This is a genomic window from Bacillus sp. 22-7 (assembly GCF_010628845.1).
Taxonomy (GTDB): domain Bacteria; phylum Bacillota; class Bacilli; order Bacillales; family Cytobacillaceae; genus Cytobacillus; species Cytobacillus firmus_B.
The window spans coordinates 106,843-118,741 of sequence record NZ_NJQY01000007.1 but is presented as its reverse complement, the minus strand read 5'-3'; the positions used below and the strand labels follow the sequence as shown (position 1 = coordinate 118,741).

Sequence of the window (11,899 nt, the reverse complement as noted above, 5' to 3'; positions counted from 1 at the left end):
TTCCTGGCTTTCTAAAAAGGAGTTGTCACTATGAAAAAGAAAAACAGTGTGTTTCTCATCATCACCATACCCGCTTTCCTTCTTTTCTTTATTTTCCACAGCTTTCCCGCTTTGCAGGGGATTTTTTACAGCTTTACAGATTGGAAAGGGTATGGAGATTGGAATTTCGTTGGGTTAAAAAATTACTTAAACGTTTTTAAAGATGAACGGGCAGGGGATGCCTACTTATTTACTTTTAAATTTGCCATTGTTGCGACCATTTTGGTCAATATCATAAGCCTTCTTGTGGCCATCGGGCTTAATTCCAAGATAAAGTTTCACAAAACGCTTCGGGCAATCTACTTCCTGCCTTACATTCTGAGTATCTTGATTGTTGGCTTTATTTTTAATTTTATTTTTGCTCATTTCCTGCCGCAGATTGGCGATGCATTCGAATGGGAATTTTTGACCCGCAATATTCTTGGAAACCCGGACCTTGCCTGGATCGGAATTGTTATTGTAGCCGTTTGGCAGGCTGTGTCCTTTAATACGATATTGTATCTTGCAGGGCTTGTGACAATTTCAGAGGATTTATATGAAGCAGCAAGCATTGATGGTGCCGGTGTCTGGACAAAGTTTTGGAAAATTACGTTTCCGCTCATCGCGCCATTTTTCACCATTAATATGGTTCTCTCATTGAAAAACTTCCTTATGGTCTTTGATCAGATTGTTGCCTTGACTGGAGGAGGTCCGGGAAAGTCGACCGAATCCATTTCTCTGCTAATTTACAGAGGAGGATTTGAAGGCGGCGAGTTTGCCTATCAATCAGCCAATGCGGTCATATACTTCATCGTCATCATCGTCTTTTCTGTTATTCAGCTGAAATTCTTAAATAAAAGAGAGGTGGAAAACTAATGAATCGCAAAAAAACGAGCTGGCTTGTGACCACTCTATTAATCTTAGGTTCATTGCTCATTCTTTTTCCACTGTATTTAACTATTACCATTGCGTTTAAAACACCGCCTGAAATGGCAGGTAATTTACTGGCTCTTCCTAAATCATGGTCATTTGACAACTTTGCACAGGCCATTGAAATGACTAATTTCTTTAATGCATTTAAAAACAGTGCATTTGTTACAGTATTTGTAGTCATTTTTACAGTGTTAACGAACTCGCTTGTTTCATATGCCATCGCCAGAAACCTTCATAAGAAGTTTTATAAGTTCCTATACTTCTATTTTTTAAGTGCAATGTTTATTCCTTTTCCAATCATCATGCTGCCGCTTGTTAAACAGACCAGTGCATGGGGAATGGATAATCTGGTTGGATTAATCATTTTGTATATCGTTTTCAACCTTTCATTCAATGTGTTTATTTATATTGGCTATATCCGTGCCATTCCGGTTGAATTGGAAGAAGCGGCTATCATGGACGGAGCAACCACATGGGGTGTTTTCTGGAAAGTCATTTTCCCGCTTCTGGCACCAATGAATGCAACCGTCGCCATCATTACAAGCCTTGGTGCATGGAATGACTTCATGCTTCCGCTTGTCCTGCTCAGCGACCGGGAAATGGCCACACTTCCGCTGGTGCAGTACATTTTCCAGGGTCAATTCAGCACAGATTATAATCTTGCATTTGCCTCCTATTTAATGGCACTTGCGCCAATGATTATTGTGTACATCTTTGCTCAAAAATGGATCATAAGCGGTGTAATGAAGGGTTCAATAAAATAAAGATGAAATTTTTCTTTGATCGGAGTTGTATAAATTGGACAAAACATGGTGGAAAGAAAGCGTTATTTATCAAATCTACCCAAGAAGCTTCAATGATTCAAATGGGGACGGAATTGGCGATATCAACGGAATCACTGAAAAGATTCCATACTTAGCCGAATTGGGGATCGATGTCATCTGGCTATCTCCCGTTTACAAATCGCCTAATGATGATAATGGCTATGACATCTCAGATTACCGTAATATTATGGATGAGTTCGGAACTATGGAAGACTTTGACGGGATGCTTGCAAAAGCCCATGAACACGGCATCAAAATCATGATGGACCTCGTTGTCAACCATTCAAGCGATGAACACCAGTGGTTCAAGGAATCACGAAAATCTAAAGATAATCCGTATCGGGATTATTATATCTGGAAAAAGACGGACAATGGCGAGCCTCCTACTAACTGGGGAGCAGCGTTTGGCGGAAGCGTGTGGGAATATGATGAACAAACCGGCGAGTATTACCTGCATCTGTTCAGCAATAAGCAGCCTGACTTGAACTGGGAAAATCCTGTTCTGCGAAATGAAGTGTATGAAATGATGCGCTTCTGGCTGGATAAAGGCATTGATGGTTTCCGCATGGATGTAGTCAATTTCATTTCAAAAGATACGAGCTATCCTCAGGGGAAGATCAGGGAAGGACACAAATATGGGGACGGCAGCGAGTATTATATGAACGGTCCAAGAATTCATGAGTTCCTGCAGGAAATGAACAAGGAAGCCCTTAGCCCGTATGATACCATCACGGTTGGCGAGATGCCTGGTGTAACAGTTGATGAAGGCAAACTCTACACCGGCCGGGACAGAAATGAATTAAATATGGTATTCCATTTTGAACATGTGGGCCTTGGAGATGGACAATACGGCAAATGGGACCCCCGCCCCTGGAAATTGACTGATTTGAAAGAGATCTTCAACAAGTGGCAAAAGGGCCTTGAAGAAGATGGCTGGAACAGTCTGTACTGGAGCAACCATGACCAGCCCCGCGCCATCTCCAGATGGGGAAATGATTCAGAAGAATACCGTGTAACTTCTGGTAAGATGATTGCTGTTTGCCTTCATATGATGCAGGGGACGCCTTATATTTACCAGGGCGAGGAAATCGGCATGACAAATGTTAAGTTCAATGATATCAATGATTACCGTGATATCGAAACATTGAATGCCTACCGTGATCTTACACCGGATTCCTTAACACATGATGAGATTTTTAAAGGCATTCATGAGAGAGGCAGGGATAATGCGAGAACGCCTGTTCAGTGGGATGCCAGCCCGAATGCAGGCTTTACAGACGGAAACCCTTGGATCAATGTGAACCCGAATTACGAGAAGATTAATGCAGAAGCAGTTTTAAAAGACGAAGACTCGATCTTCCATTTTTATAAGAAGCTCATTCAGCTTAGAAAGCAAAATGAAGTGATTGTATATGGAGCATTCGATTTAATAATGGAAGAGGATGAGCAGATCTTTGCTTTTACACGGACTCTGGGTGATGACCAGCTGCTTGTGATCTGCAACTTCAGTGATGGAACACCGGACTTTAAGCTGCCGGAACATGTCCTTTATTCGTCTAAGGAACTTCTGATATCCAACTTGACTGCAGATGAAAATGAAGAAATTGATAACCTGACACTCAAGCCATATGAAGCTAGAGTGTATCGTTTGAAAAAATAAAGACAGGGCCTGTATAGGGCCCTTTTTTACGAAGATTTGATGATAATGAGGTGGCCCTGTGAGTAAAAAATGGTGGAAAGAAGCTGTTGTATATCAAATTTACTGGAGAAGCTTTTTTGATTCCGATGGTGATGGCTATGGTGATTTAAGAGGGGTTATAAAAAAGCTTGATTATATTAAGAATCTTGGCGTTGATGTGATTTGGCTGAATCCCTTTTATCAATCACCAGACCGGGATAATGGCTATGACATTTCAGATTATTATGGAATTATGGAAAAAGCCGGTGACATGGCAGCTTTCGATGAGCTGATCCATGAAATACATCAGCGCGGTATGAAGGTCATTATGGATCTGGTTGTAAACCATACTTCTGACCAGCATCCCTGGTTCGTGGAATCACGCTCCTCCAAAAATAATCCGAAAAGAGATTGGTATATTTGGAAGGATCCAAAGGATGGCAGGGAGCCAAATAATTGGCGCTCCTATTTTGCTCCATCCTGCTGGGAATGGGACAAAGCATCAGGACAATATTATTATCATTCCTTTGCAGTCGAGCAGCCGGATCTTAATTGGGAAAATCCTGAACTGCGCCAGGAAATCTACAAAATGATGCGCTTCTGGCTGGATAAAGGCATTGACGGGTTTCGAATGGATGTGATTAATTTACTGGCCAAAAAAGAAGATTTATCAGAGGCAGAGAATCCTTATGATATAAGCTACCTGGCCAATAACCCCGGTATCCATGACTATCTTCAGGAAATGCACCGGGAAGTCCTTCAGCATTATGATGTGATGACTGTCGGTGAGATCCCGTTTGTTTCACCGGAAGAGGGACTGCTCTATGTGGATGAAAGCAGAAATGAACTGAACACTCTGTTCCATTTTCAGGTGGCAGATGAAATGCCGGTATGGGATATGCTGAGATTCAAGGAAATCCAAACAAGCTGGCATGATGGCCTTAAGAAAAAAGGGTGGAATTCGCAATTCCTTAACAACCATGATCACACAAGACAGGTTACCCGCTATGGAAATGATGGCCAGTACCGTATTCAGTCTGCGAAGCTATTGGCAGCTATGATTCATACCTTGCCTGGAACTCCTTATATCTATCAGGGCGAAGAAATCGGCATGACAGGTGTGAGATTTGATTCCATTGAAGACTACAATGACATTGCTATGAAAAATAAATATCATGAAGAAGTTTCAAAAGGGCGTGACCCTCAGGAGGTTTTTGAAAGCTTATTGCTTTTGAGCCGCGATAACTCCAGGACACCGATGCAGTGGAATGCAAGCTGCCAGGCAGGCTTTACAGCTGGTGAACCATGGATCAAAGTGAATCCGAATTATAAGGAAATCAATGTCGAATCAGCTCTGAATGATACAGACTCCGTATATTATTTTTATCAAAAGCTGATTGAATTAAGAAAACAAAACGAGGTAATGGTTTACGGGGATTATAAGGATCTATTGCCAGATGATGAACACCTATATGTATATACACGTTCCTATAATGATGTAACCTGGCTGATAGTTTTAAACCATGATGACGAACAGCAGAGATTTACCTTTAATGGATTCACAAATCGGAAGCTGATTCTTTCTAATTATAAGAGTGACTTTGAAAAAAATGAAGAATTACTGCATCCCCATGAAGCTAGAATATATAAGATAAATTAATGGTTGAAGCAGAGGACCCGTGCGGTTCTCTTTTTTCTTTGCGAAAACTTCTATGGAAGTAATTCAGAAAGCTCCACCTCAATACCAGTAACATCAGGCAAACCACAGAACATCATTACTTTTTCCCCAACCCTGCCTATGCTATCATTAACAAATAGTCTATTCTGGGAGGATTCATCTTTGAAAAAGGACTTACTTGAAAAAGCAGCAGAATTTATAAAAATGTATTATGGTGAACAGAATAAATGTCCTGCTGAGCTAAACAGCAGGTTAAGGGAAATCGAATATTCTATTGCAAAGCAAGGGTATTATGAACATACTTTTGAAGAATTGGAATTTGGTGCAAAAGCAGCCTGGCGAAATAGCAATCGCTGCATCGGCAGGCTGTTCTGGGATCAGCTGAATGTTTTGGACAAGCGGAATGTGAAACAAGCGGATGAAGTATTTTCTGCTCTTTTTGAACATATACAATTTGCCACTAACAATGGCAGACTGCGTCCGGCCATCACCATTTTCTCTCCGGACACTTCCGAACAGGGACTTAGAATTTGGAATCATCAGCTAATCCGGTATGCTGGGTATGAGACAGAGGAAGGCATTATTGGCGATCCTCACTCCATCGCATTTACAAAGCAATGCATGAAATTGGGCTGGGAGCCGAAGTACGGCAAATTTGATGTGCTGCCATTAGTTATACAAATGAACAATCAGCCGCCCCAATTAAGGGAAATACCGGAAGAGATGATTCTTGAAATAGAGATTGAGCATCCAGAGTATAATTGGTTCTGTGATCTCGGTTTGAAATGGTACGCAGTCCCGATGATATCGGATATGAAACTGGAAATTGGGGGCATCTCCTATAATGCAGCCCCATTCAATGGCTGGTATATGGGTACTGAAATTGGTGCGCGGAACCTGGCAGACGATTTTCGTTATGATATGCTTCCTCAAATTGCCTCATTAATGGGGCTTGATACCAGGTCGAATTCTTCGCTGTGGAAGGATCGGGCCCTGGTGGAATTAAATGCAGCCGTACTGCATTCCTTTAAAAAAGAAGGGGTTAGCATAGTAGACCATCATACCGCTGCACAGCAATTCAAGAAATTTGAAGAAAACGAAAAGAACCAGGGAAGGGATTTGACCGGTGACTGGACCTGGCTGATTCCGCCCGTTTCCCCTGCTGCTGCACATATTTTTCATAAGCAGTATAATAATGAAGTGAAAACCCCTAATTACTTTTATCAAGATACTCCTTATCAAAAATGAAAGCCGGCATTCAAAAATGCCGGCTTTCTTCATTTGTTAATTCGTCTCTCCATCACTGGTTCTTCGGTCTGTTTTCTCTGGAGGAATCTTAGATAGCTGGTCCATAGGCTCCATCATAGATTCAAGAAGACTTCCATTAACTCGGTTTTCTTCATTAATATTTTTCGACTGAACATTCTCGCGGTTGTCCATCATTTCACCTCATTCTATATTTTCACATAGAGTTTACTTTCAGCTTTGTGATTATTCCAAAAACCCAAAAGTCATAGGTTAAATTCCCTCTCAATGGAAATAATGGAATCTAAAAGATCTTTTGGAGAAGACTAATGACCAATATATTATTAATTGCAACACTTGCAATGATTTCCTTATTATATATTTTTTTATTATTTATGCTTGTTATCGGCTGGCGCTGGATCATGAAGCGGGCAGTGAAGCAGGCAGGAAAAATTATTATGACAGACAGCTATCAGGAAAACCTCATTGAGCTGATTCCCGGCTTTAAGCATATGGGCATTCAAAATGCGCTTGAAAACAACCTTCGTGCTGAAACGGGGGATGTGCTTCACCGTCCATTTGGCTCCTCAAAAAAATGGCCGCATTTTGAAGAAATTACGTTTATCCCTGCACAAACATCACCTTTTCCCATTGACGGCGACGAAGATGTTGATGTGAAAGTGACAATTGGTCCAAAAGCGAAAAAGCCGATGAAAATCAAAATTCCACTGATGATTAGTGGAATGGCCTATGGAATCGCTTTAAGTGAGCAAGTCAAAATTGCATTGGCCACAGCTGCCAAGAATACAGGAACAGCCATCAATTCCGGTGAAGGCGGAATACTGCCTGAAGAGCTTGAAAGTGCGGGGAAGTACATTCTTCAGTTCTCCAAGACGGAGTGGGGTAAGGAAGAAAAGACTATTAAAAGGGCGGACATGATTGAACTTAAGCTGGGTCAGGGAGCTACACTGGGTATGGGCGGCAACATCTCCCCTGAAAATTTAACCGGTCGTGCAAGGGAAGTCATGGGGTTAAAGGAAAACGAAACTGCCCATATAATGGAACATTTTTTTGAAAAACAGACATTGAAGGATTTAAAAGAGCTGGTGGATGAGCTGCGTAAAATGTCCGGAGGTGTCCCGATCGGCGCAAAAATAGGGGCAGGCGGAAAGATCGAAGATGATATTGATCATTTAATCGAAATCGGGGTGGATTTTATCGCGGTTGATGGGGGACAAGGGGCTTCTGTCGGTGCACCTCCCTTATTGGCAGACGATTTTGGAATACCAACCCTGCATGCTATCACCCGTGCCTCAAACCATCTTGAAAAAAGAAAAATGAAGGGGGATATCAGCTTAATTGTTTCTGGCGGTCTTTTTACACCAGGACACTTTTTAAAAGTCCTGGCGCTTGGAGCGGATGCGGTTTATCTGGGATCTGTAATGCTGTTTACTGTTTCTCATAAACAAACATTGAATGCTCTTCCTTTTGAACCGCCAACACAGGCTGTCTGGAACCAGGGGAAATTCAAAGATGTATTTAAAACGGAGGATGGGGCTAAGTCGGCGGAAAAGTTCTTGACCGCTAGCACCGAGGAAATCAAAATGGCTTTAAGAGCCATGGGGAAAAAGTCATTAAAAGAATTATCCAAGAAAGATCTTGTGTCTTATGATGAACTCACCGCGAAAATGATCGGAATCCCATTTTCCTTTGAACCATGGGAGGACAAATCTAAGAAGATATAAAAAAAGCCTGGCACTTGTAAGCCAGTGGTATGATCCCCTTCAGGTAGACTGTAAAAAAAGAGAACATGATATGATGTTCTTACTAGTCTACTTAGGGGTTTTTTTTTCTATGGCCAAAAAAGGACAAACCTTTTAAACCTATACAGAGGGGCAAATTGGGTTCAAAAAGTACGAAACGGAGAATCATTTGATGACCAGCGTGGGCATTGGAATAAAAAGAACTTTAATAGCCTGGAAGAAGAGAATGCCTTTCTGAAAGCGCAGGTGGAATAATTAAAAAAGCGCAATCCAAATCTACATGGGAAGGACTGATCCTAAAAGCAGATCGATTTCAAATTATTGATAACTTAAGGGAAAAGTATCCCCTTACGTGGCTATGAAAATTGGGGAGGTTTCAAAAGCAGGATATTACAAGTGGCGCAGCACAAATCCTATACGAAGAATCCGTTTTGAGGAGAATATGTTATTAAAAGAGCATATCCTAGCCATCCACAAAATGCATCCTTACTATGGATATAAACGAATGACAAGGGCTCTTTCCCAGGAGGGAATTGTAGCTAATCATAAACGGGTCAGAAGATTGATGAGGGAATTAGGTATTCGTTCTGTCATTCGCAAGAAACGTCCATTCTATGGACAGAAAGGATCCGTTTTATTTCCCAATGACTTAAATCGTGAGTTCTTTGCTGAAAAACCGTATGAAAAACTCGTCACAGATATTACTTACATTCGAGTTGGGAATGAGTTTGTCTATCTGTCAGCTGTATTAGACTTATATAACAACGAAATCGTTTCATGGCAGTTATCTTGAAAGGAACGATCTTAAGTTAGTCCTAGACACTATAAAACAGCTAGGAGGCAAGCAGTTCGAAAAAAATGCTTTACTCCACTCGGATCAGGGGTTTCAATATACAACCAAAGCATACGAAAAACAAGTGAAGGAAGACCTCCAAATTATAGGCAGCCATTCAAGAAGAGGAAACTGTCATGATAATGCTTGTATAGAGTGTTTCTTTTCTCATTTAAAGACGGAGAAAGTTTATTTAGTACGCCCTAAAACAATGGAAGAAGCTTATGTAGCAATCCAGGAATATATACATTATTACAATCAAGACCGTTTTCAAAGTAAATTAAACGACCTTTCCCCGATTGAATATCGTGAAAAGGCCGCAGCTTAGTATACTCTTTTTTCAATGTCTACTTGACAGGGTTATGTGCACAGGCTCTCTTTTTTATTCATTCATCAATATCTTTCTTGACCTTTAATTTTTTCTGAGGCTGGAACCGATGGGGATTTTGCGTTCTTAAATACACAGGCCTCAAAGGCTGAAACGGGAATCTTATAAATGAATCTTTCAAGTCCCGATATCTGGGAGGATAAAACGGCTCCATAAAGGGTCTGCCGAGAGATGTGAGCCTGATCATATGAGTTAACAAAATACATGAACAGAACAGCACACCTACAAAACCCCATAAATTTGCGAATAATAAAAACGGAAATCTTAGAAATCGGATGGTATTATTCATCTTATATACAGGTGTAGTAAAAGCGGCAAGTGCTGCAAGGGCGATAAAGATTAACAGGACATTACTTGTCAGCCCTGCCTGTACAGACGCAGTCCCAATAACAATCCCCCCTACGATACCGATTGTCTGACCAACTTTCGTAGGCAATCTGGCTCCAGCTTCTCTTAAAAGCTCTATTACCAGTTCAAGCATTAACGCTTCATAGAAAGGAGGCAAAGGAATATGCTGCCTTGAAGTTACCAATGTTCCTAATAAATCGGTGGGGACAAGCTCCATATGATAAGTAAGCGTTGCAACATAAATAGACGTGATCTGTATGGAAAAAATAACAGAAAAGGCCCGCAATATTCTGGCAAAAGAAGCGATAGTCCAATTTAAAAAATAATCTTCAAAGGAACTGAAGAATTCAGAAAAAGTTGTAGGGGTAATAAGTACATGCGGTGACCCATCTACGGCTATCACTATTTTTCCTTCAGCAAGGACAGCGGCTGCCCTGTCCGGTCTTTCTGTATCCAGCAGCTGAGGAAAGGGGGAGTTCTTATTATCTGAAATGAGCTGTCCAATGTAAGAACTGTCAGTGATTTCGTCAAAATCTATATTTTCGATTCGTTCTTTTACCATGCTGACATTATCTGTATTCGTAATTCCCTCAATATAGAGAACGGCCACTACTGTTCTGGATATGCTTCCGATTATATATTCCTCGATGATCAGTTCAGAGATGGGCAGCCGTTTGCGGATTAAATTCAAATTATTCTCCAGAGACTCAACAAAGGCTTCCTTTGCTCCAATAACCGTTTGCTCGACTTCCGGATGTGTGATTTCCCTGACATATGAACATTTAGCAGCCATAAAAGCCGCTTTTTGCTTCTCGGCTTCTGATGTAACCATCACATAGCCATTCAAAAGCATATGTTCTGCTTTTGAGAGATCTTCGCATATTTGAATGCTTGCAGATGGCAAAAGTTTTTTCAAATCATCAATTCTGTTGAACTCACCAAGAAGAAGCTGAGGGAGCAAACTTTTTGTGATTATTTTTTGGTCAATCAGTGTTTTGAAATAAGTAAAAGAAAAGCAGAGGCTAGTTTGTCTGTTACAATAATGAACTTTTTGAAAATCATGAGACCGTGAAAGCGACTTTTCCAGCTCGTCAAGTTCAATCTCTGACACAGGTCTCTTCTTTTTTAACTCTTTTTTCATTCTGTAATCACCAATTTTTTCGGCATTAAGTGTAGTGTTACCGTTTTTGGAAGGATTATGAATGAATAGGGGAAATAGCTAAAAAAAGCCTCCCTCAGAATGGGGCAGGCCTAAAATTATACCGGTTCTTCTTCCAGGTGTTTAAAGCAGGATGAAACCAGATTTTCAAGATTCTCAAATTCTTTGGCATCCAAAAATGCAATGCACCTGCTCAAAGATTGGAGTGCGCTATCAATGAGAAATTTTCTTGGCTTTTTCGAATGAATCATTTCTTCCTGGATAAAGTCCAGAAGATCCATGCAATCGTTCTGTTCTTCCTGGTTGATGGATTTCTTTAAAATCAATATGGATTTGCAGAGAATATGCACATTTCTATAATCTGTCTGCTTAAATCTATTTTCAATCAGTTCAGGCTTCAGCAAGTATTCATCGGCAGAACTGACCTCTTCAACGATCTTCCTGATTCTCTCGACACTATAACGGACCACTGGATTAATGCTGGAAGAGAATTCAAAGAATTTTGTATAGTATTTTACGTTATGATGGAGGATGCCAAGGAACATTATGGCACAGTCCAGTAAATAGGGTTTCTTGTCCTCACCAAAGATTTCAATAAACCGGCTGAAAATCCAATTCACCATTCTAAGCTGGCCTTCCTTAATAAACTGCTTGAGCTCAGGGTCATTTGACACAAGTACTTCTTCAAAAAGGGCAACCAGCTTATTGGTCCGATTCATATTCATTTGTAATTCGATCTGCTGTGTGAATACTTCTAAGCTGCTTGGGTCCTGGCCAATAAGAAGTTTATTGCGTTCTGATTCCATTTTTTCATGCAATGTTTTAAAAATGGAGATAAGAAGCTCGTTTTTTGAAGAAAAATAATTATAGAAGGTGCCCTTAGAAATCCCGCTGTAATCTAAAATATCCTGAATGGATGTAGCCTGAAAACCTTTATCCAGGAATAATTGATGTGCTTTTTTTATAACATGCATTTTCCTGTTATTCATCTATAATCACCTGTCATTTTATTTGAACTATGTGTATAACTTAA

General features: G+C 40.6%; 9 protein-coding genes and 1 pseudogene. 7 read left to right on the top strand and 3 right to left on the bottom strand.

Features of this window, described 5'->3' with window-relative positions; all coding sequences use genetic code 11:
• The first annotated feature begins 30 nt into the window (after positions 1-30).
• The 5 genes from CE058_RS06560 (at position 31) to CE058_RS06540 (ending at position 6,379) form a co-directional block, all read left to right on the top strand.
• A complete protein-coding gene (locus CE058_RS06560; protein ID WP_163141360.1) occupies positions 31-894 on the top strand; it encodes a carbohydrate ABC transporter permease in 864 nt (287 codons plus the stop codon).
• Entirely contained in the window at positions 894-1,715 is an 822-nt protein-coding gene (locus tag CE058_RS06555) for a carbohydrate ABC transporter permease (RefSeq protein WP_048008820.1), read from the top strand. The genes CE058_RS06560 and CE058_RS06555 overlap by 1 nt, the downstream gene beginning before the upstream one ends.
• A gap of 34 nt (positions 1,716-1,749) precedes the next feature.
• Complete coding sequence (locus CE058_RS06550; protein WP_163141357.1) at positions 1,750-3,435, top strand: glycoside hydrolase family 13 protein; 1,686 nt, start codon at positions 1,750-1,752, stop codon at positions 3,433-3,435.
• A 58-nt stretch (positions 3,436-3,493) separates the two neighbouring features.
• Positions 3,494-5,113 (top strand): glycoside hydrolase family 13 protein, encoded by a 1,620-nt coding sequence (locus CE058_RS06545; RefSeq protein WP_163141354.1) that lies wholly within the window; start codon positions 3,494-3,496, stop codon positions 5,111-5,113.
• Positions 5,114-5,293: 180 nt separating this feature from the next.
• Positions 5,294-6,379 (top strand): nitric oxide synthase oxygenase, encoded by a 1,086-nt coding sequence (locus tag CE058_RS06540; RefSeq protein WP_163141351.1) that lies wholly within the window; start codon positions 5,294-5,296, stop codon positions 6,377-6,379.
• 36 nt (positions 6,380-6,415) lie between these two features.
• Here CE058_RS06540 and CE058_RS06535 read toward each other — a convergent pair whose 3' ends face one another.
• The gene (locus tag CE058_RS06535) at positions 6,416-6,574 is read right to left on the bottom strand and encodes a hypothetical protein (RefSeq protein WP_163141170.1); all 159 of its coding nucleotides are present in this window, start codon (positions 6,572-6,574) and stop codon (positions 6,416-6,418) included.
• A 131-nt stretch (positions 6,575-6,705) separates the two neighbouring features.
• Between CE058_RS06535 and CE058_RS06530 the strand changes: the two genes are divergently transcribed.
• Together CE058_RS06530 and CE058_RS06525 are read left to right on the top strand one after the other, a co-directional pair.
• A complete protein-coding gene (locus CE058_RS06530; protein ID WP_163141348.1) occupies positions 6,706-8,121 on the top strand; it encodes an FMN-binding glutamate synthase family protein in 1,416 nt (471 codons plus the stop codon).
• Between the two features lie 174 nt (positions 8,122-8,295).
• Positions 8,296-9,299, top strand: a pseudogene (locus tag CE058_RS06525) (IS3 family transposase); the annotation flags it as partial.
• Between the two features lie 58 nt (positions 9,300-9,357).
• Here the strand turns inward: CE058_RS06525 and CE058_RS06520 are convergent.
• Positions 9,358-10,848, bottom strand: coding sequence for a spore germination protein (locus CE058_RS06520; protein ID WP_163141345.1), 1,491 nt, complete (start codon positions 10,846-10,848; stop codon positions 9,358-9,360).
• Positions 10,849-10,964: 116 nt separating this feature from the next.
• Complete coding sequence (locus tag CE058_RS06515; RefSeq protein WP_163141342.1) at positions 10,965-11,855, bottom strand: TetR/AcrR family transcriptional regulator; 891 nt, start codon at positions 11,853-11,855, stop codon at positions 10,965-10,967.
• Between the last annotated feature and the right edge of the window lie 44 nt (positions 11,856-11,899).

Excerpts from the sequence above, each read along its gene's own strand:
- CE058_RS06535 (WP_163141170.1), bottom strand. The coding sequence starts at position 6,574 with ATGATGGACAACCGCGAGAATGTTCAGTCGAAAAATATTAATGAAGAA.
- CE058_RS06560 (WP_163141360.1), top strand. The coding sequence starts at position 31 with ATGAAAAAGAAAAACAGTGTGTTTCTCATCATCACCATACCCGCTTTC.
- CE058_RS06555 (WP_048008820.1), top strand. The coding sequence starts at position 894 with ATGAATCGCAAAAAAACGAGCTGGCTTGTGACCACTCTATTAATCTTA.
- CE058_RS06520 (WP_163141345.1), bottom strand. The coding sequence starts at position 10,848 with ATGAAAAAAGAGTTAAAAAAGAAGAGACCTGTGTCAGAGATTGAACTT.
- CE058_RS06530 (WP_163141348.1), top strand. The coding sequence starts at position 6,706 with ATGACCAATATATTATTAATTGCAACACTTGCAATGATTTCCTTATTA.
- CE058_RS06515 (WP_163141342.1), bottom strand. The coding sequence starts at position 11,855 with ATGAATAACAGGAAAATGCATGTTATAAAAAAAGCACATCAATTATTC.